Origin of the sequence: Radiobacillus deserti (assembly GCF_007301515.1) — a bacterium.
Taxonomy (GTDB): Bacteria; Bacillota; Bacilli; order Bacillales; family Amphibacillaceae; genus Radiobacillus; species Radiobacillus deserti.
In genome coordinates this window covers 2,741,543-2,763,530 of the sequence record NZ_CP041666.1, presented here as the reverse complement: position 1 = coordinate 2,763,530, position 21,988 = coordinate 2,741,543, and the positions used below count along the sequence as shown (strand labels likewise).

General features: G+C 38.7%; 22 protein-coding genes. 18 read left to right on the top strand and 4 right to left on the bottom strand.

Annotation, left to right across the window (positions count from 1 at the left end; genetic code table 11):
* The first annotated feature begins 123 nt into the window (after positions 1-123).
* The 8 genes from FN924_RS14650 to FN924_RS14615 all read left to right on the top strand — a co-directional run bounded on the left by FN924_RS14650 (position 124) and on the right by FN924_RS14615 (position 7,735).
* On the top strand, positions 124-924 hold the full coding sequence (locus tag FN924_RS14650) for an alpha/beta fold hydrolase (RefSeq protein WP_143895734.1): 801 nt from the start codon (positions 124-126) through the stop codon (positions 922-924).
* A 205-nt stretch (positions 925-1,129) separates the two neighbouring features.
* Positions 1,130-2,032 (top strand): ROK family protein, encoded by a 903-nt coding sequence (locus FN924_RS14645; protein ID WP_143895732.1) that lies wholly within the window; start codon positions 1,130-1,132, stop codon positions 2,030-2,032.
* A 347-nt stretch (positions 2,033-2,379) separates the two neighbouring features.
* Positions 2,380-3,657: an ABC transporter substrate-binding protein gene (locus tag FN924_RS14640; protein WP_143895730.1), complete on the top strand. Its 1,278-nt coding sequence runs from the start codon at positions 2,380-2,382 to the stop codon at positions 3,655-3,657.
* Positions 3,658-3,721: 64 nt separating this feature from the next.
* Positions 3,722-4,663, top strand: a complete 942-nt coding sequence (locus FN924_RS14635; protein ID WP_143895728.1) for a carbohydrate ABC transporter permease — start codon at positions 3,722-3,724, stop codon at positions 4,661-4,663.
* Positions 4,664-4,707: 44 nt separating this feature from the next.
* Positions 4,708-5,523 carry a carbohydrate ABC transporter permease gene (locus tag FN924_RS14630; protein ID WP_407692022.1) on the top strand — a complete coding sequence of 272 codons (816 nt, stop codon included), beginning with the start codon at positions 4,708-4,710 and terminating at the stop codon, positions 5,521-5,523.
* 157 nt (positions 5,524-5,680) lie between these two features.
* On the top strand, positions 5,681-6,724 hold the full coding sequence (locus tag FN924_RS14625; protein ID WP_143895724.1) for a LacI family DNA-binding transcriptional regulator: 1,044 nt from the start codon (positions 5,681-5,683) through the stop codon (positions 6,722-6,724).
* 66 nt (positions 6,725-6,790) lie between these two features.
* Positions 6,791-7,393: a YesL family protein gene (locus tag FN924_RS14620; RefSeq protein ID WP_143895721.1), complete on the top strand. Its 603-nt coding sequence runs from the start codon at positions 6,791-6,793 to the stop codon at positions 7,391-7,393.
* 159 nt (positions 7,394-7,552) lie between these two features.
* Complete coding sequence (locus tag FN924_RS14615; RefSeq protein ID WP_143895719.1) at positions 7,553-7,735, top strand: cold-shock protein; 183 nt, start codon at positions 7,553-7,555, stop codon at positions 7,733-7,735.
* Positions 7,736-7,793: 58 nt separating this feature from the next.
* Here FN924_RS14615 and FN924_RS14610 read toward each other — a convergent pair whose 3' ends face one another.
* The 4 genes from FN924_RS14610 to pxpB form a co-directional block, all read right to left on the bottom strand.
* On the bottom strand, positions 7,794-8,435 hold the full coding sequence (locus FN924_RS14610) for a hypothetical protein (protein ID WP_143895717.1): 642 nt from the start codon (positions 8,433-8,435) through the stop codon (positions 7,794-7,796).
* Between the two features lie 235 nt (positions 8,436-8,670).
* On the bottom strand, positions 8,671-9,408 hold the full coding sequence (locus FN924_RS14605; protein WP_228409464.1) for a 5-oxoprolinase subunit PxpA: 738 nt from the start codon (positions 9,406-9,408) through the stop codon (positions 8,671-8,673).
* The gene (locus tag FN924_RS14600) at positions 9,405-10,361 is read right to left on the bottom strand and encodes a 5-oxoprolinase subunit C family protein (RefSeq protein ID WP_143895713.1); all 957 of its coding nucleotides are present in this window, start codon (positions 10,359-10,361) and stop codon (positions 9,405-9,407) included. Before FN924_RS14600 ends, FN924_RS14605 begins: the two co-directional genes overlap by 4 nt.
* Positions 10,358-11,065, bottom strand: a complete 708-nt coding sequence (gene pxpB, locus FN924_RS14595) for a 5-oxoprolinase subunit PxpB (protein WP_158634023.1) — start codon at positions 11,063-11,065, stop codon at positions 10,358-10,360. Before pxpB ends, FN924_RS14600 begins: the two co-directional genes overlap by 4 nt.
* A 182-nt stretch (positions 11,066-11,247) precedes the next feature.
* Between pxpB and FN924_RS14590 the strand changes: the two genes are divergently transcribed.
* From FN924_RS14590 to FN924_RS14545, 10 genes are all read left to right on the top strand, one after another.
* A complete protein-coding gene (locus tag FN924_RS14590) occupies positions 11,248-12,045 on the top strand; it encodes a hypothetical protein (RefSeq protein WP_143895709.1) in 798 nt (265 codons plus the stop codon).
* Positions 12,046-12,382: 337 nt separating this feature from the next.
* Entirely contained in the window at positions 12,383-12,826 is a 444-nt protein-coding gene (locus FN924_RS14585; RefSeq protein ID WP_143895707.1) for an IDEAL domain-containing protein, read from the top strand.
* Positions 12,827-12,976: 150 nt separating this feature from the next.
* Complete coding sequence (locus tag FN924_RS14580; protein WP_143895705.1) at positions 12,977-13,426, top strand: hypothetical protein; 450 nt, start codon at positions 12,977-12,979, stop codon at positions 13,424-13,426.
* A gap of 240 nt (positions 13,427-13,666) precedes the next feature.
* Positions 13,667-14,665, top strand: a complete 999-nt coding sequence (locus tag FN924_RS14575) for a sugar-binding protein (RefSeq protein ID WP_228409463.1) — start codon at positions 13,667-13,669, stop codon at positions 14,663-14,665.
* A complete protein-coding gene (locus FN924_RS14570; RefSeq protein ID WP_143895703.1) occupies positions 14,662-16,095 on the top strand; it encodes a sensor histidine kinase in 1,434 nt (477 codons plus the stop codon). Before FN924_RS14575 ends, FN924_RS14570 begins: the two co-directional genes overlap by 4 nt.
* A 10-nt stretch (positions 16,096-16,105) precedes the next feature.
* Positions 16,106-17,539, top strand: a complete 1,434-nt coding sequence (locus tag FN924_RS14565; RefSeq protein ID WP_158634022.1) for a response regulator transcription factor — start codon at positions 16,106-16,108, stop codon at positions 17,537-17,539.
* A gap of 116 nt (positions 17,540-17,655) precedes the next feature.
* A complete protein-coding gene (locus tag FN924_RS14560) occupies positions 17,656-18,957 on the top strand; it encodes an ABC transporter substrate-binding protein (protein ID WP_407691992.1) in 1,302 nt (433 codons plus the stop codon).
* A gap of 100 nt (positions 18,958-19,057) precedes the next feature.
* On the top strand, positions 19,058-20,029 hold the full coding sequence (locus FN924_RS14555; protein ID WP_143895699.1) for a carbohydrate ABC transporter permease: 972 nt from the start codon (positions 19,058-19,060) through the stop codon (positions 20,027-20,029).
* Positions 20,029-20,847: a carbohydrate ABC transporter permease gene (locus tag FN924_RS14550; protein WP_143895697.1), complete on the top strand. Its 819-nt coding sequence runs from the start codon at positions 20,029-20,031 to the stop codon at positions 20,845-20,847. Before FN924_RS14555 ends, FN924_RS14550 begins: the two co-directional genes overlap by 1 nt.
* Positions 20,848-20,872: 25 nt before the next feature.
* Positions 20,873-21,856, top strand: coding sequence for a Gfo/Idh/MocA family protein (locus tag FN924_RS14545; protein WP_143895695.1), 984 nt, complete (start codon positions 20,873-20,875; stop codon positions 21,854-21,856).
* Positions 21,857-21,988 lie beyond the last annotated feature (132 nt).

The following is a 21,988-nucleotide window of genomic DNA, read 5'->3' as shown; positions in this document are numbered from 1 at the left end:
TGTATTCTTTTGAGAATGAATAAGTTGTTGGTATAGATGTGGAATAGTTGGGGGCGATTGGAGTGACCAAGTTCGCCGATCGTAACTAAACCATATCAATTCACAAATAAGGAGATGAACAAATTGGCATATATTACCCTATCTGATAACACAAAGCTATACTACGAGGATCATGGAAAAGGACAGCCTGTATTATTTATTCACGGAGTGATGATGAGCAGCAAATTTTTTCATAAACAAGTTCCATATTTTAAAGAAAAGTATAGAATGCTGACTTTGGATTTAAGAGGACATGGACAGTCTAATAAGGTGGAGCATGGACATACGGTTGCGCAATATGCTCGGGATGTAAAAGCTTTTATAGAGGAGCTTAACCTAAAAGATGTCATTCTTGTTGGATGGTCGATGGGGGCATTCGTTATATGGGATTACGTGAATCAATTTGGTACAGAAAATATTAAAGCAACAACCATTGTAGATCAGTCTCCGTCCGATTATATTTGGCCGGGATGGGAGTTTGGTGCCTTTGATTTTGATGCCATAAAAGGGGTTATGCAATTCATACAAGAAGATCAACATGGCTTTAATAGTGAATTTATTTATGGAATGTTTAAAGAGGAGCCCAGCTCAGAGGAGTATGACTGGATTTTAGCGGAAATGAATAAATTACCAGCATCAATTGAAAGTACAATTGTCTTTAATCAGACTGTCGTAGATTATCGGGATACGCTAGGAAATGTAACGGTTCCAACACTTATTTGTTTTGGAAGTGCAGGCTTTTTTCCAGTTGATGCGGGAAGATACATTCAACAGCGAATTCCAGGATCTAGGTTGATAGCGTTTGAGAATAGTAGCCATTTACTATTCTTAGAAGAAACAGAAAAATTCAATCAAACTTTAGACGAATTTTTCTCCACCTTATGACGAACCCTCCTTTCTACTGAGGGGGAGGGCATCTCCTTGGATGAAAATTCACATCCAGAAAACTATATTGACAACGCTTACAACTTAGCATTATACTTTGGTCAAACTTCTCCGTTTTACAGAATCATTTTATGAATGGAAGGGAGGTACGTTTTATTTCAGGGACAATCTAACATATGAGGATAAACTTGAAATGAGGGATAGCATGGAAAAGTATGTTGCGTTTGACGTAGGTGGAACAAAAGTTAAGCACTCTGTCTTGTTAAGCGATGGAACAATCGTAACGAAAGACAAGTACAATACCAACATTGACGATTTAAAAGAGTTTCTAAGTGATATGTTGAAAGTGATTCAAAACTATCAATTGAATCACAGAATTAGTGGAATTGCCGTTAGCTTACCAGGCTTTGTTAATGTGGAAACCGGTTTCACCGAACATGCTGGTGCCATTCATGCCTTGCATGGAAAGAATTTAAAGGAGTTACTGGAAGAGTTAGTGGAAGTGCCAGTGGCAATTGAAAACGATGGAAACTGTGTAGCTCTTGCTGAGAAATTAAGTGGTAATGCTGTTGATTGTGATAGTTTTATCTGTTTTACAATTGGAACTGGAATTGGCGGTGGCATCTACTTAAATGGACAGATGGTTCATGGCCATAGCTTCCGTGGCGGGGAATTCGGATTTATGGTCACAAGAGGAGATTCTCCGGGACAAGAAATTATGCATGATAATGCAGCTACTGGAAGTCTTATAAAAATTTATAAGGAATATAAAGGGCTGTCACAAGAAACGGACGTAGAAGGATACGTAATCTTTGAAGAAGCAAAAACAGATGAAAAACTCTATGAAATATTGGAAAAGTGGTACGAAAGTATTAGTTTTGGCATCTTTAATTTAGTGGCAACCTTGAATCCACAAAAGATTCTCATTGGTGGAGGCGTAAGCGCCAGACCTGAGTTGTTAGAGGATATCAAACGCCATTTAGAGAAATTACCTTGGTGGAATCACCTTTGTGTACCGATTGAGCCTTGTAAGCATCAAAATGATGCAGGTATGCTCGGAGCATTACAACATTTTTTAACCTATGAACCTAAAAGATTAGTGAATTGAGAAAAAGCTTGTAGTATAGGGCATTTTCATACTTATTAAAATGATTGAAGAAACCGATTTCTTTGTTTTTGCAAAAAAATGTGAAAATAGTATTGATTTTCCCAGATTTAGAGAATATAATCTAAAAGAAAGCGATTACAAAAGAAAAACACCCAAGAGTAATCGACATTTTTAAACTAAATAAGGAAAACGGTTTCCTGTAGAGCCGTTTAAATATCCTTGCTTTCGCTTTTAGATTTTTAGATTACTAGCTGGGGGTGAAAAGATCTAAAGTAAGAAAGCGATTACTTAAACAAGTTGTTTGTTCCATTAGTAGTATTTAAAATGAAAAAATGGGGGTTAATCAAATGAAAAAGTGGCTTTCTATGATGGGTTTATTTGTTCTCATTCTTGCTCTTGTTGCTTGTAGTAACGATAAAGCAGAAGGAGAAGACGGTGGTTCTGATGGAGGGAAAGTAGAATTAGAATTTCTAGTATTCGGAAGCACTGGGTATGAAAAGTTAATTGAGGAATATGAAAAAGAAAATCCAAACGTGAAAATAAAGTTCAACGAAGGTGAAATGAACGATGTTCATAACAACCTATTTACGGCAATCTCAGCAGGTAGCGGTGCTCCTGATATCGCGATGATTGAAGTAAGTCAAATTGCAAAATTCATGCAAGCACAAGATCGCTTTTATAACTTAAATGATTATGGTGCGGAAGAGCTTTCTGGTAACTTCCTTGACTGGAAATGGCAACAAGCTCAAAGCGTTGATGGATCTTTCCAAATTGGGTTCCCAACAGATATTGGTCCTACTACAATGTTCTATCGTACAGATGTAATGGAAGCTGCGGGTCTTCCAACAGATCGTGAAGAACTAGCAGCGGAAATTGATTCATGGGAAGCTTTCTATGAAGCAGCTAAAACAATTAAAGAAAAAACAGGCAAGCCAATCTCCGATGCTCCGGAAATGGTTTTTAACGCAATTCGTGACCAACAAGAACAACAATACTTTAACGAGGATGAAGAGTTAATTGTAGAAGATACAGTAAAAGAAGCATATGACTACACTACTAAAATGATTGAAGAAGGTTTGATTGGCCAAAACACATTGTGGACTCCTGAGTGGGGTACTGCAATGGCAGAAGGAAGCTATGCTGCAATGCCTGGTGCTCCTGGTTGGATGGTAAATAACGTTCGTTCAAATGCTCCAGATGCTAGTGGATTATGGGATGTAACTAAGATTCCCGAAGGTGCTGGAAACTGGGGTGGATCATTCCTAACGATTCCGAAAGAATCTGAGCATCCAGAAGAAGCATATGACTTTATTTCTTGGTTAACTGCGCCAGAACAACAATTAGAAGCGTTTGAAATTGCGGGATTGTTCCCTTCTACACCAGATGTGTATGAAAACGAAGAATTCCTAGCAACTACGGATGAATATTTCAGCGGAGCTCCAACTGCGAAAATCTTTGCAGAAGCAGCTCAAAATGTTAAGCCTATCTACATGGGTGTTAACTACGCGATTGTAAATACAGAGATAGTTACGGCCTTAACAAACGTAGCAGTGGAAGGTGCTGACCCACAAGCTGAGTGGGATGCTGCGATGGACCGTATTAACGAACAATTAGAAAGACAGTAAGGATGATGATTATCAAGCGGTCTATGGATATTCCATGACCGCTTGAAATCCATGGAAGGAGAGAATGACAGTGGCACAAATACAACCGCAAACTTCATCCCAAAAGCCTCTAAAAAAACGAAAATCATCCTTCAGGGAAAGTACAAAAGAAGCAATCGCTGGATATTTGTATGTCTCACCATTTTTTATCCTATTCGCGATTTTCGGACTCTTCCCAATGTTATTTAGTTTTTATTTAGGTTTCCAAAAGTGGAATGGATTAGGGGAAATGGAGTATGTAGGTCTACAAAACTTTGAGTGGATTATAACAGATCCACTTTTCTGGAAATCTTTATCTAATACGTTAATCATGTGGGTAATGGGGACAATCCCGCAGTTGATTATTGGGATTATCCTCGCATACGCATTGAATTCTGCATTAGTAAAGCTTAAGAGTATTTTCCGAGTTTCTATTTTTATGCCATATGTAACATCTACTGTGGCAGTAGCAATTGTATTCGGCATTATGTTTAATGATCAAGACTTCGGACTAATTAATGTTATTTTAAGTTGGTTTGGAGTGGATCCAGTAAGCTGGAGCACGACAGAGTGGGGCGTGAAAATAGCGATTTCCACGATGGTGTTCTGGAGATGGCTTGGTTACAACACAATCATCTATTTAGCTGGTTTACAAGCCATTCCGAACGAATTGTATGAAGCGGCCAAGATTGACGGTGCTACTACTAGACAAAAAATCCAATACATCACGATTCCTATGCTACGCCCAATCATTATTCTAACGGTCTTCACATCAACCATTGGGGCTCTTCAATTGTTCACAGAACCACTAGTGTACATTGGTAGATCCTACCGTGAAGAAGGGCTAACAGTCGTTCTTTACTTATATCGAGAAGCCTTTGTAAACCTTGCATACGGTCCAGCATCGGCAGCTGCGATTATTTTATTCTTTATTATTATCGTGTTGTCAGCGATTAACGTATTCGTTGCCAATCGAATTGGGAAATAAGGAGGTAATGCAAAATGAGTAGTAAATCACTTAAAAAAGGAAATATGCTTTCAAAAACTGTCATATATCTGTTGCTCGCTGTTGCATCCCTCTTATCTATATTCCCTTTCTATTGGATGTTCGTAATGGCGACCAACGAAAACAGTGCGATCAATAGTGTACCACCGGCTATGATACCAGGTAGTCAGTTAGTGACCAATTTCCAAAACGTACTAAACACCATTGACTTTTTCGGGGCTATTGGAAACTCCTTAATCGTTTCGACAATAACGACTATCGGGGTTTTATTCCTTTGTTCCTTAGCGGGTTTCGCATTTGCGAAATTTCATTTTAAAGGAAAAAACATATTGTTTGTAGCTATTCTAGTGACCATGATGATTCCGCCACAATTAGGCTTGATTCCACAATATATCATCATTACAAAATTAGATTGGCTAAATGACCTCAAAGCGGTTATCGTTCCAGGATTAATCGATGCTTTCGGTATTTTCTGGATGCGCCAATATATCAGTAGTAATGTACCAGATGAGCTTGTGGATGCTGCTAAAATCGATGGTTGCTCCAACTTCCGTGTGTATTGGAATATTGCTGTTCCAGTTATTATTCCAGCTTTTGCAACACTAGCGATTATCAAATTCATGTATATGTGGAATGACTTCTTATGGCCACTTGTTGTGTTAAGAGATGAGAGCACGTATACAATCCAAATTGCGTTGCGTGGGTTAATTGACAACTATGTAAAAGATAATGGAATGATTCTTTCTGGAACATTTTGGGCCACGGTACCACTTGTTATTGTCTTTTTACTGCTAAACCGACTCTTTATCCAAAGCTTAACAGAAGGAGCAGTTAAGAGTTAACGAGAACAACATCAGTGGGATATTCCTCCCACTGATAGATTTGTTCATTACAAAATTCTTGTTATAATAGAAGGACTAGAAAAAGCTAGGCTCAAATGACCGGTAAGTTGTGAAACAGTCACTGTTTCACCCGGATTAATGAAACAGAGGGATTCCAATGAAGTTAACAATAAAAGATATCGCAAAAATGGCAGGAGTTTCACCTGGGACTGTTTCCAAGATTATAAATCAAACCGGGAGTATTGGTCCTAGAACGAAAGAGAAAGTGTTAAAGATTATTGAAGAAACAGGCTATCAGCCAAGCTTTTCAGCAAAAGCATTGGCGACGAAAAAGTCTAATTTAATTGGCTTGATTTATGCCGGAGAAATTCACGTAGAATTTAACCATCCGTTTTTCAATGAAGTTATCAATTCCTTTAAAAATGCAATTGGAAAATTAGGCTATGATATTTTAGTATTTTCTAATAGTAATTTTAGTAAAGGGAAAGAAGACTATATGGCACGCTGTAAGCACTTCCAGTTAGATGGTTGTATCATCATTGCTGGGGACAATATCGAATCAGCTATTTATGAGTTAGATAAAAGCTCTATACCTTGTGTTGGTGTGGATATTGAATTAACAGGACCTAGGTCTAGCTATGTAACAACGGATAATAGAAAGGTTTCCTCGAAAGTAGTGGAACACTATTATTTGCATTCGGTAAAGGAAGTTGCTTTCATAGGAGGACCATCAGATTCTGTAATATCTAACATTCGTAAGGAAGGATTTTTGGATACCGTTCGTCAGCTAGGGATGACCGTTCAAGACAACTGGATTCAGTATGGAGATTACTTTGAAGGTTCAGGGTATGAAGCGATGAATCATATTCTAGATGGAGGTTCTATTCCTAAAGGGGTTTTCGCTGCTTCGGATATGATGGCACTTGGCGCACTAAAGGCAGCAAAAGAACGTGGATATTCTGTACCCGAGGATATTAAAATAATCGGATGTGATGATGTAGAAGCATGTCGTTATAGTGACCCCCCTTTATCAACGGTAAAACAAGATAAAGAAAAGATGGGGAAATTGGCTGCCTACATGCTGCATGACATGATAAATGAACATGCCGAACCAAATTCCATTCTAGTAGATCCAGAACTAGTAATCCGTAACACATGTATATCGAGTGTGAAAGAAAATGTAGCAAGACCAAGCCTGTAAGGTGCAGTTGAAGCCTTAGTTGGCCTTTTCATTCAATCATTGATCACAAAGTTGGTAGGTGCTGGCATGTTTAAGTCGGAAAATGGGTTCTTTAAAGTATTAGACATTTTTAGTAATTTCCTGATTTTAAATATTTTGTGGATTATATGCTGCATCCCAATAGTAACGATTTTTCCAGCAACGACAGCGATGTATGCAGTTGTCCGAAAATGGTTAGCATCTGGGATGGAAGCTGGTACCTTTCAACAGTTTTTTATCTTTTTTAAATCAAATTTTAAGAAAAGCTTTTTCATTGGGTTAGTCTGGTTATTCCTTTTTGCTGTTCTATATGTAGATACGGTAATCATTCTGAATTATGATTTCATTGGGGAATCGATGCTTCTAATTGGTTTATTCCTATTTGGTTTTGTGTTTTTGTTTACGACAGTGTTTATTTTCTTTATATTGGTTCACTTTGATTTATCCATACTGCAGACAATAAAAAGAGCATTGTTGTTTGCTCTTAGTCATTTGCCACAAACCATATTATTAATTGGAATATTAGTTGGTTCTGTTGCTCTAACGTATATGACACCAGTTTTTCTGTTAATCAGTGGTAGTCTGGTTGCATTTGTTCAATATTTTATTTTTGATCGATTAATAAAACGTATTAATAAAAAAGTGGGTTAACCTAAAAAATTCTGCTGTCCCTAAGCGGAATTTTTTACGTATACATCGTTTTATTAGCCAATAAACTATGTAGTAAGGGAACTTTTTCAGCCAGAACCCACTAAGTTGAGTTGGTTTGGGGTATAATAGGTATATAAAGAAGAAAGGGGACTTATAAGTATGGCGTATTTTAATAACAAAAAAGAACCTGTCCCAGAAGTAGAAACGACAATTTGGTCTTGTACGAGCGACTCTTGCTCAGGGTGGATGCGAGAATCCTTCTCTTTCGAAGCAGAGCCGAGCTGTCCACTCTGTCAATCTGAAATGGTGAAAGAAGAAAAGGTATTGCCTCAGATTGAATAGTTATAAGTACCCTTAACGGTTGAGAGTAGTTAATCCATGGATTAACTACTCTTTTGCTTTAATAAGCGGCAATTCCCGAATTGTATAAATGATAATAGCTCATATTGTAATAGCTTGCTGCTATATAAAGCTGACGAGTAGTTAATTTTCCTTCTAATGCTAGCTTATAATATTCCGATTTATAGCCTTCTGGTATTAGAAGGGAACGATGAATAGAATTGACAAGCTCTGTTTTTCCTAAAGCTATTGCTTTCTCCTTATAGAAGTCTGGGATGTCAGCATCTAAGTCATACCGTTCAATGGCTTCGACGGATACATCGATTCTCGCTGCGATTTCATCTACATTCATGTGAAAGTCATGTAGCAGTTTTTGGATCAACTCATATTTGAAGCGCCAGCACGTAGATTCTGAAATCATCCCGCGCTTTAAAATAGCTAATAATCGTTCAGAGGGATCGATAAGGTCTCGAGAAACGAGGACGAAAGGAACGAACTGATCCATTTTTACTTTCTTTAATGCATCAAAAAACTTAAAACCACTCCTCAAATGGTACGCGCCATTTACTTTTTCAACAGAAAGAACAGCCTTGGATCTTTTTGAAAAATACGCATTAATTCGATTGTTAGCAACCTCTTCTTCTACGTCATCGACGTACTCCGAGACGACATCCTGCACCTTCAGAAATTTGTATGTAATCACAGAGAACATCCTTTCATCGCAAGTATAGTGCATCCTATGAAGGAAATAGATTGTCCCATGCCAAACTTATCCATATTTATTAGAAAGTTTTTAAAAAAGAGGCTACCAGATATTCTGATAGCCAATGGTAGTATGCATAAACCCTACTAGAAGTTACAGCGTTCCCTATACTGTATGTTTAGCTATCCAAATAGCATAGACAAGTATCCTTTCTCTTGCAAAAATGGTGGGATAACTAGTACCCAATTTGGATACCGTGGTCTTGTAGAGCTGAAGATAACTCTTTTACAAAATGGACGGCATGTGGAGAATCACCGTGCACACATATTGTATCTACTTCAATTGGGATTAACTTACCATTCTTTGTTGTAATGGAGTTCTCGTTTATCATTTGGATGCACTGTTTTATTGCCATAGTCGACTCCGTCAGAAGTGCATTTTCTTCTGTGCGAGGTGTTAAGCTACCATTATCAAGATATGTACGATCCGCAAATCCTTCTTTGTAAACAGTGAGTCTTCTTTTTTCGCCTGCTTGAATGAATTCGGATTGGGGTGGAGCATACAAGATTAGGGCTGGATTAATATCTAGGATAGCCGATACTATCGCCTCCGCAATATCTGGATTCTGGCTGCCGTAATGATAAAGAGCACCGTGGGGTTTCACGTGATGGAGAGGAACCTCTTGCGCGATTGCAATTGCCTCAAGGGCGCCAATCTGATAGAGGATAGACTGATACACTTGATCTGCGGTCCAATTCAATGGGCGTCTACCGAATCCTTCTTTATCGGGAAATCCAGGATGTGCCCCAACTTTAATCTGGTGCTTTTTTGCCAGTTTTACGGTTTCATACATCACGCCAGGATCTCCTGCATGAAAGCCACAAGCAATATTCGCAGAGGAAATATAAGGCATGATTTCTTTTTCATAGGTAGTAAATCCTTCTCCTAAATCGCAATTTAAGTCTATATTCATAAGTGTAGCTCCTTCCATTTTTGATCAATGAATCGTTTTATTAGTCGTTTTTTATGTTCAAGCTCTGTTAGTTTTTCCATGGCCTCAGCTATAGTTACTTTTTTGAATGTTATGCTAGATGATACGTTTAGCTGGCTCATCTTTGGCAAATCCGCTTGAATCACTTGCCCAATCTTTGGATATCCTCCTGTGGGCTGGCGATCCGCCATTAAAATAACGGGCTGACCATTAGGGGGAACTTGAATGGAGCCAAATAGGGTAGCTTCTGTCCACATTTCATGGTTAACCTTCCTTTGCAGAGGTGTACCATTTAGTCGGTATCCCATTCGGTTAGATTGTGCAGTCACAAAATACCGATCATGTTCAAAGGTTTCTTTCGCTTGATCGGTAAACCAATCATACTGACTTCCCTCCTGAAACCGGATAGTAGGCTCAATCTCTAGGTCCATTGTATTCACAAACCATTGTTTGGGAGCACTTGAACTACATTCGTCATAAGGAATACAATCTCCTTTCTCTATCTTCGGCCCAGGAAAGGAGGATTGCCCGTCTACATGAATGAAGCTTCGACTTTTTAAAAAAGGAGGAGAAATGAACCCATTCTTTACCGCTAAGTAGGTAAAGACCCCATTATTAGCTAATCCGAAGGTTAACAAGTCCCCGCTACGCACAGGGATTGGAGCTCCTTGTTTGATTGCCTGCTGATTGACTTTTGGATTCATAAAAGCACCTGTAATTGCAATCACCGTGTTTTTTTGAAAAAGAAAACTCCCGCCAACCATTCCCATCTCAATAACAGCAGCGTTCGTATCATTTTGAAGAAGAAAATTAGCGGTTTCCATCGAGAACGAATCCATCGGTCCGTTTACAGAAAAACCAAGAAACTGATAACGATGCCGCCCGTGATCTTGGATGGTGGTTAATAGACCGGGTTTTTGGACAAATAAACTCATAGACTCCCCTCCAATTCTACAAATTCCTTTTCCGTAATGGGCTGGAAACGAACGATATCCCCGGGTTTTATAAGAGTAGGGTTTTGTTCATCCGAGGTAACCAACGGAATAGGTGTCCTCCCGATAATTTGCCAGCCACCGGGTGTGGAAAGAGGATACACGCCTGTTTGATTGCCGGCAATTCCGACTGAGCCTGCAGGTACTTGCTGTCGGGGAGAGTTTTTTCGTGGTGTTGCAATTCTTTCGTCCATCCCTCCTAGAAAGGGAAATCCAGGTGCAAATCCTAGAAAATAGACTGGATAATCTGTTTGGGAATGAATGGAAACGATATCTTCTTTCCTCCTGTTATGAAAGGAAGAAACAAATTCTAAATCGGGTCCAAAGCTAGAGGAATAACAGACTGGAATAGGTATAACTTTTGGTGTTTGATCGTGCTGGATTAATTGTTGGATTTGGTGGAGTTTGGTTAAGACATGGTGCTTTACATAGGAGAACGAATCCACTTGTTCCATTTCAAAGGGCTGGAAATGAATCGTTAAGGTCACGTAACCTGGAACCCCTTCTATATAGCCTTGGAATGGATGCTGATGAATGTAAGTATGGAGTGCTAGAATTTCTCGGTTGATTTTCGGGGAAGGGATAGACTTCCACTCTAGCAATAAGGCAGATTCACTAATGAATTGGATTCGAGGTTCTATGCTCATGGATACAATGCCTCCTTCGTCATAGGTAGCTTTTGTTCCTAGTATACAGGAAGAAAAAGAGATGTCTAAAATTTCTACCATTCTATCTTCTATTTTTCTTTTCTTTGCATAGATTAGTATAAAAGAACTCTGGCAAACCGATACTAGTTTACTAGATTTATAGGAATAGGAGGATACATAACATGAAAAAAGGTTTAATAGCACTCATTGCTTTATCCATTATTGTAGTTGGCTGTGGACAAACGGCGACGTCGAATCCGTCTAATGCGAAAAAGAATGTGGAGGCAAACTCAAAAGAAGAAAATACTGGGAACATAAGTGCTAAGGAAATGATCGCTTTAACAGGATCCATTAGTGATAGGAAAAAAGAAATCGTTCAAGGCATTCAACAAAAAGGATGGTACGAGAAAGGGATAGATTTCGTTCCTGGAGTGGAAGAGTTCCAATCTCTAGTTCAGCCAATTCTACAAGATACATTTACACAAGCATTTATAGAAAAGCATATTGTTCAATACCGAGAAACTTTTTTCTGTGAATGTGATGCCCCTGGTGCATTACAAGGCTCGATGCTTCCAAGCTTCCATAAGCCCGTTACCTATGAAGATGTCCACCAAGCAACGTTTACTGCATATTATCCTGCTAATGAAATAAACAGTGGAGCGAAGTTTCATATCGAAGTTACGAAGCAGGAAGGGAAGTGGAAAATCAATGATTGGCAATTTATATCATCCTCCTACGAGGAACCATTTGATTTAAAGGCAAAAGAGGTAAAAGCATATTATGAGAAAGAAGGAAATCCTGTCACCCTTGAGCATACGTTAAGGAAGCAGGATGATCGATTAAACATGGAATACGCTGTTTATCTATTTAAGCAGAACAACGATTATATAGCAGTAGATGCTCGAAACTGGTACACCGTAGAGGGGAAGGAAAGGATTCAGCAATTTTTAGGAGTTCAAGAGGAAGTGTTTGTAAAGTGACGTTTTTGCGTCACTTTTTCTAACGTGCTGAGGAGAACGTGCTAAGACTGCGGACAGGGTCGCTAAAAGAGCTGGGTTTCACTTAATAACTACTCCTAAAAAAATAATAAACATATGTACAGCCACTTTTCGCATAAAGTAGTGGAAAGAAGGGATAAATCAACAGTGTAAACGCTATCAAAAATAAGCGGAATCGATTATAATAAAAAATAAGAGATATGAAATTTAGGTGTCCATCATTAACCTTTTCATCGCTCGAAACATATACTACATTAATAAATTTACTCGTGCTTCAAAATTGTAATGTTCCGAAAACCAAAACACTGGGGGTGGAGTGATGCTTTCTGTTAAGATGCTAAAGCCATATTACATTAAGGAAGAGGATGAGTGTTTACGTGTCGTTCTTGCCTATCAATATTTTTCACTCTTGTTAGATAATAAGGTATATCAGTTTGTACCTCTAGAATCGCGAGAAATCCGCGTTAATCGGGACACCCAAAAGGTTGAAAATCAAGACGATATCTTTGTCTTTCAGCGGGGAAAAGAATATAGTCGAGTTGCATTAGCTGATTTACTTAAGCTTAACGATTTTCTAACGAATTTAAATGCGATTATTGATCCTTATATCAATAATGATCGTACCTTAATAAAGGAAGCAGATGTAGATGAAGTCATTGCTCAGTTAGAGAAAGAAAATCTAAAGCGTCTGATTGATGAAGCATTAGAAAAAAACGATCAGGAACAATTTATTACACTTACAAATCAATTAAATGCCCTATAAAATTTATACATCCGTACGGGAAAACAGGAGCTTATGCTTCTGTTTTTTAATTTTGCTTTCACTAAGCTATGATAGAAGAAGAAGGTGTACACATAGTCTTTATCACCTTTTGTACGTAACATGCAAATAAGTTGCTTTGGGGGGAGATAAATGAAGAAGAAACTAATGTATAAGGGAATACCCATGTTTACTATCCTTATTTTTATAACTAGCTGTTCTCATGACAAAAATCCCTTTAGATTGCCTCAGAATCATTTGTTTAACATAATGGAAGTCGAAATAGTTAATGATAATGATACGGAAGTTAAACGGATTGAAAATAATGAGAAAATAGTAAATATATTTGTGACATTAAGAAATGAACATTTAGAAGTAAAAGAGATAAACAATAAAGAGGTTCATTCCATTCTTGAAGAACAGAACTATTATCTAGTTAATGCTACAACCAATATGGATTATAGTAATAATCTGTATCGCATCCTCATAACGGAAAATAACTATCTCGTGTTCCAAAAGAGCTTAGAAGACAAAGAGCTGTTCTTTATCACTCAGGAAGCTCAACCAAAAATAGTGAAGCAATTTCAAGAGATCATAGATTAATAAAGAAGCTGGGAGAAAACAAAATTATTGCTCTAGAACCTAATGATGCATATGCGACGATTTCTCCTCGTGTAATTCCCGCAGGAGTCACCGTATTCTGCCTACGCCGAGGTTTGCGCACAACTTATGCTTCGTTTATAGACAATAGGCTATCCTTTTATCCGACACTCTCTCAAACATGTGGTTTTCAATTTTTACAATTCCAGCTAAACTATAACAAAGGACGGGGAGGGGAATCCTTTGAATCGACGTCAGAAACAATGGTTACTAGTAGCGAGTCTAGTCTTTTTTTCTATAAATCTAGGAGCTATGCTTCTTTATGGAAAGAAAACATTCTATGTAGAAGATCATCCTGCTGCTGAGCAATCCTATGATTATCATTTCGCCCTTATAACGGAAGAGGTTGGGAATGCCTATTGGCGTCTCATTGAAAATGGAGCAAAAGAAGCGGCAGAAAATGAAAACGTTTACTTGGAATATATCGGTCCAAGTAAGTCTGACTTGGAGGAAAAGCTGCAGACTTTAGATCGTATGATTTCTGCAAAAGTGGATGGAATTATTACACAAGGCTTACCTGGTCAACGTTTTTTAGATTTAGTTCATAAAGCGAGAGAAAATGGAATTCCGGTAATTACGGTAGATACAGATGTGCCTAAAAGTGAACGGCAAGTGTACGTAGGGACTAATAATTACGAAGCCGGATTCCTTGCAGGACAAGCATTAATTGTGGATACGAAGGGAGAACAAAATGTTGGGGTGATTATGGGAAGCTTTGAAGCACTCAACCAACAGGAAAGATTGGACGGTTTTTTGGATGCCATCTCTAATTCCTCTAGAATCAAAGTGGTCGATCAAAAGGAATCAAATATAACGGAGATAGGCGCTGCTCAAGCAACTTACTCTATTCTAAGGGAACATCCAGAAATCACCGCATTGTTTGGAACAAGTGCACTGGATGGTGTCGGGATAGTGCAAGGAATCCGAGAATTTAACCCCTCAGAGGATATGTACGTAGCAGCGTTTGACATTTTACCTGAAACCCTTTCCTTAATTGAAGATGAAGATATCGATATAACGATCTCACAGTACCCAAAAGAAATGGGGAAGGTCGCAGTGGAACAAATGCTGAAGATACAACAAGAGGAATCGGTTAATCCATTTCAATACACAGCTACAAAAGTCATTCGGAAAGATGATGTCCGTAATGGGGAGTTAATTGGAAATGGAGATGCACGATGAAAACGATACGTGGAAAGCTCATTATTTACTTCTTTGTGTTTGTCGTTCTATTTAATGTGGTGTCTATCTCTATCTATGTTAGCTCTAAGCAACTCACAAAGGAATACCATGCAAGCTTTGATCGGTTTGTAACGTTGAATTCTATTTCCCAGCTATCAAATCAGTTATACCAAAATGTAAAAGCATATGTGATGGAACCAAATGAGGAAAATTTAGATGCATACTACTCCTCTCTCCACCAAATTGAAAGAGAAGAGGCAGAGCTCATGAGTTCTAAAACCTTTGAGGAAACGATGCAAGTTAAAAACTACACGAACTTAATTGACTCTTTAATTCATGAGAGTGAAATAACGGTAGGATTTGTGTTAAGAGATGATATTGAGCGTTATACGGCACACCTCAAAGAAACGCAAAATGCATCCACTTATATTCAAGAAACAACCCTTCATTTAATCGATTTAGAGCTGAATGAATACCAAGCATTATATGAAGATTTACAAGAGCGTAATCGCTCCTTCCAATGGTTTATCTTTTTCTTGTTTTCCACAACCGTTATGTTAGCTGTCGGGTTTTCGCTTTGGTTCTCACACGGCATAAATAAACCAATTCAAGCTTTATCGAGAGCCGCGAAACAAGTGTCAAGCGGACAAATTTCTGGAGAACCAGTCGTGATTGAGTCGAATGACGAGTTGAAGCTACTTGGGGATTCATTTAATCAAATGCGTACAAATATTCACGAGCTTATTGAAGAAATGAAAACGAAATCAGAGCAAGAAAAATTAATGAAAGAGCTTGAGCTAAAACACCTACAAAACCAAATCAACCCACATTTCTTATTTAATACATTAAATACCATTTCGAAAATGGCCTATTTAGAAAATGCAAAATCAACGTCTAATTTAATCGATTCGGTTGCTACTTTGCTTCGTTATAGTTTAGGAGATATAAAAAAACCGATTTCTCTTAGTGATGAAATTCAAGTAATCGAAGAATATTTAAGCATTCAAAAAACTAGATTTTTAGAAAGAATACAGTATCAAATTCAGATAAAAAGTAATCACATGGATATTCCTATCCCAAGGCTTACGATACAGCCTATCGTGGAGAATGCTTTTATACACGGGATCGAAGCGAAAGAAGATGGAGGGAACATTCAGATTCGTATTTATGACAAAGGTGAAGAAACGATGGTGGAAGTAGAGGACGATGGAGTTGGGATGGACGAACAGACGATATCTCGGCTCTTAGACACATCCGTAGATACAGAAAACATGGAGCATATCGGACATTCAACGGGAATTGGGATGACGAACGTTATTCGAAGACTACAGCTTTTCTATCAAAGTGACTATGTCATGGAAATAGAGTCCGAGATTCATAGTGGCACGATTATTCGGCTAGTATTACCGAATGGATATCACAAAGAATAGGGGTGGTACGATGAAAGTGATTATTGCAGAGGATGAATTACTAGAAAGAAAAGCGATGCGTAAGTTTTTGGAGACGAATTTCCAACAAGTAGAAGTAATCGGGGAAGCATCAAACGGCCGGAAAGCTATTGAATTAGCGGAAAGTCTTCGCCCGGATGTCATGCTAATGGATATTAAGATGCCTGGCATTAATGGCCTTGAAGCGATTGAAATTATCCATCAGTTTCAGCCTTCGATTAAATTTGTTCTCGTATCTGCCTATGATTCTTTTGAATATGCCAAGCAGGCGATGAAATTCGGTGTAAAAGAATATATTTTGAAGCCGAGTAAAAAAGAAGAAACCATTAAAGCAATGCTTCGCATTCATAAAGAAATAGAAGAAGAGCGAAAAGGGTTAGAGGAAAAAGAACAGACAGGCATTATTGCGAAAAAACATTTTCTCTCTAAATTAATGAAATACGAGCAGGGAGAGGAAGTGGAACAGCTTCAGAAAGCATTATTCCCTAATATGATGTACGGTTGTTTTTTTGCGATTAAAGATGCTAGTCAGCAGCTCGGAGAAAGCATCGAGAAGGAATTGCAAGACATCCTCGAGGATACATATATATCAGATTGGCAAGCGGACCAAGTGATTGTATTGCTTATGCGTTCAGAAAAGTTTGAACGGGCTAAATTATTGAAGCATGCTAGACTTCTGCAAATGAGATTAGGGAAACGAGTTTATATTGGAGTCGGTCATCCAACAAGATTATCAGAGGTAGCCAATTCCTATCACCAGTCCCTTTCTTCATTGGAGCATTTAATGAGCGTACAGCATCGTAATTATGGATTTCCTGTAGAGGAAGAGTACAGGGATCGAAACAGCTTGGAGCCACTTCTTAACGAGATCCAAGCAGGAGATGAACTAGGCGCTATCTATCAACTAAACCAGTTAATCGAAGAAACAAATCGTCAACAGCGGACTCTAGTTCTTCATGAGCTTTATTACAAAATAAAACAGTTACTGGAAGCAAAGCAGATAAAGCCATGGAACAAATCCATACATGAACTCCAATCAAATCAAGATTGGGTTCAATACGTTCGTTTAATATGCTTACATATTCAGCAGCACTATCAATCGAAGCATAAGATTGAGCGCGCCAAAACTTATATTCAAGAACACTATGCACACAGTGTTTCTCTAGAGGAAGTTGCGGATCTATGTGAATTAAGTCCCAATTATTTTTCGAATCTTTTTAAAGAAACGACGGGAGAAACATTTATTGATTATGTTACAAATGTTCGTCTCAATAAGGCATCGCAGCTATTAGAAGAATCTGATCTTAGTTTAAAAGAAATTAGTTTTATGGTTGGATATAAGGACCCAAACTATTTTAGTAGAGTATTTAAAAAATATTATCAGCTTTCGCCAAAACAGTACCAACAGAAATTATTAAAAAAATGAAGATTTTCTTAAAAAAGTGAAGAAAATAATAGTCGGATAGTCTGTATTTGTCTATATAATTTAATTTGTAAGCGTTACCACATAGGTTTTCAGAATTAAAAAGGGGGTTTTAACAAGTGAAAAAACTGTTAGGTTTCTTTTCATTGTTCGCTATGGTGCTAGTCATCGCTGCATGTAGCTCTAGTTCTTCTGGAGAAGGTGGAGATAATGCAGAATCTGATGGCGGAGATGGCTCAAGTGAATCGGGAGGAAAGGTTGAAATTTTTAGCTGGTGGACTGGTGCCGGTGAAGAAGATGGATTACTAGCACTATTAGATTTATTTAAGGAAAAGCACCCAGATATTGAAATTGAAAATGCTGCTGTAGCTGGTGGTGCTGGTACGAACGCAAAAGCGGTTCTAGCAACTAGAATGCAAGGGGACGATCCACCATCCACGTTCCAAGTGCACGGTGGTGCCGAGCTTAACGAAGGCTGGGTTGCTGCTGGAAAAATGGAGCCACTAAATGATTTCTTTGAAGAGCAAGGCTGGATGGATAAATTCCCTCAAGACTTAATCGACTTAGTAAGTAAGGATGGGGACATTTATTCTGTACCTGTAAATATTCACCGTGGGAACGTGATTTTCTATAACAAGCATGTTTTTGAAGAAAATGGTATTGAAGTTCCACAAACATTTGATGAATTCTTTGCTGCTGCTGACAAGTTAAAAGAAGCTGGTATTACACCACTTGCTCTTGGAGACAAAGAGCCTTGGACAGCGACACAAATCTTTGAAAATATTTTATTAGGTGTTCTTGGACCTGAGGATTATCGCGGTCTATGGAATGGAGAGGTAAGCTTCGATGATGAGAGAGTAGTAGAAGCTGCAGAGCTATTCAAGAAGACACTTTCTTACGTAAACGAAGACCACGCTTCTCGTAACTGGCAGGATGCTGCTCAGTTAGTAGGAAATGGAGAAGCGGCGATGAACATTATGGGAGACTGGGCGAAAGGCTACTTCTCTAACGACCTTGAGCTTGAAACAAATGTAGACTTTGGTTATACGACTACTCCTGAAACAGACGGAGAGTTCATGGTTATTACAGATACATTTGGTTTACCTAAAGGGATTAAAAACCCAGATGATGTGAAGAAATTCCTTTCCGTGCTTGGTTCTGTAGAAGGGCAAGATGCATTCAATCCACTTAAAGGGTCGATCCCAGCACGTGTGGATGCAGATCCTTCTAAATATGACCAATACGGAAAAGATACAATGGAAGACTTTAAAGAAGCAAAACTTACTCCAAGCTTAGCGCACGGATCTGCAGCTGCAGCTGGTTTCTTAACAAAGGTAAACCAAGCAGTAAACATTTTCGTAACACAGCTTGATGTAGATAAGTTAATCGAATCTTTAAAACAAGCTTCATCTGAACTGTAAGACTAAGAATCTCGGGGGATTCTTGTAAAATAGGAACCCCGTATCATCATTGGGTGATACGGGGTTCTATCATAACCTCTTAGGATTGGAGGATACACACATGCAAGAGGAACTAGCCACACAGAGGCATACAGAACAAAAGCTACAACTAAATAAAAAGAAGAAAAAGGTTACGAAGGATCAATGGATTGCGTTAGGATTTTTAGCTCCCTCTTTCATCCTTATTCTCATTTTCGTATATGGATTTATTGGATGGACAGGATGGGTATCCCTAAGTAATTGGAATAGTCTTGTACAGGATATGTCATTTGCTGGACTAAAAAACTATCTATTTCTATTTCAAGACTTTCGATTCCAAGCAGATTTAAGAAATACGATCTTCTTCACGATATTATTTATTGGATTAGTTATCGTTATGGGATTAGGGTTATCGATATTGATTGATCAGAAAACGAGAGGGGAATCCCTATTCCGTAATATTTTCTTATTCCCAATGGCTTTATCATTCGTTGTAACTGGGGTTGTGTGGCAATGGCTTCTCAATCCATCAACAGGATTCAATTATTTCTTAAAAGTGTTTGGCATTCAGCCAAAATGGTACACCGATACGAACATTTTGGCTGGATTTGAATGGGGAAACATAGAATTTGGTTTGCCAGTAGCCATTATCGCTGTTGTTATTGCGGCGGTATGGCAAATGACGGGCTTCTCCTTAGCGATGTATTTAGCAGGCCTAAGAGGAATTCCAGAAGAACTGAGAGAGGCTGCACGAATGGATGGCGCAACAGAGTTTCAAATCTATAGGAAGGTTATCCTTCCCATGCTAATGCCAATTACAGTAAGTGTTGTCATTATTATGGCTCACATCTCTTTAAAAATCTTCGACCTCATTTACGCGATGTCGGGATCTGGTGCTAACTTTGTGACCGATGTTCCTGGTGTGTACATGTTTGAAACAACGTTCCAGGGTCAGTACTATGCGAATGGGGCAGCGATTGCAATCATCATGCTGTTGCTTGTAGCCGTATTTATTGTGCCATATCTAATAACAAACAGAAGGAGTGATAGCTAATGGCGCTGAACATCTGGAAACCGATTAAATATACAATTTTAGTCATTATGGCCATTCTATTTTTAGCTCCTGTTTATGTTATCCTAGTAACAAGTATTAAGCCATTAGATGAAGTTTCCTTAGAAACAATGTGGGAACTCCCAACGTCGATAGACTTTAGTAGTTACACAGAGGCATTTAGCGAGCTAGCTCCCAATTTTATGAATAGCTTATATCTCGTTATTCCAGCTACGCTCTTATCTGCATTACTTGGTGCAATGAACGGGTATGTATTGTCTAAATGGAAGTTTAAAGGATCAGAACTATTATTTACCGTTATTTTATTTGGGATGTTCATTCCATATCAAAGTATTTTGATTCCACTTATTCAATTTTTACGGAATATTGAACTGTATAATACGATACCAGGACTTATTTTGACCCATGTGGTGTATGGATTGCCGATTACTACGCTTATGTTCCGTAACTTCTATGCCAACATTCCGGATACGATGATTGAAGCGGCAAAAATGGATGGGGCTAACTTCCTTGGTATTTTCCGTCATATAATTATACCGTTATCGATAACCGGCTTTGTTGTGGTAGCGATTTGGCAGTTTACGAATATTTGGAATGAGTTTTTATTCGCGGTAACGATCACTACTTCGGATAGTCAACCAATCATGGTAGCCTTACAAAACCTATCTGGTAGTCAAATCGTCCAGTGGAATGTACAAATGGCGGGGGCACTGCTTGCTGCATTACCAACTCTACTTGTCTATATTTTCTTAGGGAAATTCTTTGTGCGTGGCCTGCTTGCAGGTTCCGTAAAAGGCTAATGGCTAGATTCAAAGGAGGGAAACGATGAGCATTAGATGGGGAATATTAAGTACTGCAAAAATTGGAAAAACACAAGTGATTCCAGCCATACAGCGGTCCGCTAATGGTTCGGTGGAAGCGATTGCTAGTCGTGGCGAAAAAGCAAAACAGGTAGCGGAGGAGCTTCGCATACCAAAAGCTTATACTAGCTATGAAGCATTGTTGCAAGACCCTGATATGGATGCGATTTATATCCCATTACCGAACGGAATGCATAAAGAATGGGTTATCCAAGCGGCAGAGCATGGAAAGCATGTTTTATGTGAAAAACCAGCTGCACTGGATTCAAAAGAACTGGAAGAGATGCTAAAAGCCTGTGACCAACATAATGTAAGGTTTATGGAAGCATTTATGTATCAATTTCATCCACAGCATGAAAAGGTGAAGGAGCTAATAAAGGATGGAGAAATTGGGAAGGTAACGCTTATGAGAGCGAAGTTTTCTTTTCTCCTTCAAGATAAGACGAACATTCGTCTGGATGCGAGGCTTGGTGGGGGAGCACTTTACGATGTGGGCTGTTATGGTATTCATTCCATTACCACTATTTTAGAGGATCAACCTGTGTCTGTTTCTGCATCTGCGACATTTACGGATGGGGTAGACACGACTCTTACGGGAATTCTTTCTTTTTCGGATGGAAAGCTAGCTAACTTCGACTGTAGTTTCGATACGTATCCTAGATGTGGCTATGAAGTAGTCGGTTCAAAAGGGTCCATCGAGGTTTTAAATGCCTATCGACCAGACTTGAATCCAAAGGGAGAAGGTATTATCAAAGTTCATAAGGATACGGGAGAGGTGGAAGAGTACCACGTAGAAGGTGACCAATATCGCTTACAGGTAGAACATTTTGCGGATTCGATTCTTGAACAGAGAGAACCAGTCTATGGCAATGAGCGAGTTCGAAGCCATTTTGCCGTATTAGATGCTTGCTATGAGTCTGCGAGAACTGGGAAAGTGATAAAGCTTTAATTTTAAGAAAGAGATTGAGACAAAAGTATAGAAAGCAATGAAAAAACGAACAATTATCATTAGTGCCCATACCCCACTCCGGAAATATACTACGTTTTCCGCGGGCGGCTGGTGAGCCTCCTCGTGGGGTCT